Annotated in this window: 1 protein-coding gene; it reads right to left on the bottom strand. The window is 66.4% G+C overall.

Going from position 1 to position 866, the window contains the following annotated elements:
* Positions 1-304 precede the first annotated feature (304 nt).
* Positions 305-866 (bottom strand): integrase core domain-containing protein (locus ABD652_RS13905; protein ID WP_344722422.1); only part of this gene is annotated, 562 nt, incomplete at its 5' end.

Below are 866 nucleotides of genomic sequence, written 5' to 3'. Positions count from 1 at the left end.
GGCATAGTGACTATCCTCTCTGCTCGCTCGAGCAGTCAGGAAGTCAACCGAACCTTCAGCAGACCCGTACGCAGGAACTCCGGTTAGTCCCGGATTCGCCCGGCGCACACCAACGGGGTCAACACGCCTGACCTGCACGTTCTATGTTGGCACCTGGTCAGCCCGGAGACTGGATCGAACTCCTAAAGCGGGTGGCGCAGGTTCGAATCCTGCCGGGGGCACCATGTGAAGTGCCGGGACATCGTTCATCCGGTGTCCCGGCACTTTTCCTATGTCGGGGCGCGGGGGTGTGGCGAGACATCGTTCACCTGGTCTTGGGCTGGTAGCTGCGTGCTGGGTCGAGACGGTGCTCGGCGATGATCTCGCCGGTGGTCCTGTCGATGACCATGGTCTGGTCGTGGTGGATGAGCACCAGCACCCGCCTGCGGCTGTAGGAGCGCCCGATGGCCAGGTGTCGCATGCAGTCTGCATAGCGCAGTGAGATCGTGCCGTTGGCCCCGACGATGTCGTAGCGGGTCCTCCAGCGGTGATCGCCCAAGGTCAGGGCAGGTGTTGCCGGTGGTCGGGCGTGATAGACGCTGGCCGGGGTCCGCCGGCCCAGGCCCCGGTGCGGACGCGTGGTGTTGTAGATCGTGCGGAAGGCGGCCAGCTGGTCGTCGAGTTCGGCGAGCGTGGCCGCCGGCGGCTGCGCGTCCAGTCGCAGCTTCAGCGTCGGGTGGAAGCGCTCGACTTTGCCCTGGGTGGTGGGGTGATGGGGCTGGCCGTTCTTCTGGACGATGCCCAGGTCGGCCAGCAGGTGCTCGAAGCCGTTGGGCTGGCCGGAGGTTCCGCCGGCGCCGCCGGCCAGGCGGGTGGTGTAGACCATC

The organism is Nesterenkonia halobia (genome assembly GCF_039536005.1).
In the GTDB taxonomy this organism is placed as follows: domain Bacteria; phylum Actinomycetota; class Actinomycetes; order Actinomycetales; family Micrococcaceae; genus Nesterenkonia; species Nesterenkonia halobia.
Note: the sequence above shows the minus strand (reverse complement) of the source record. Positions and strands in the feature narration are given on the sequence as shown.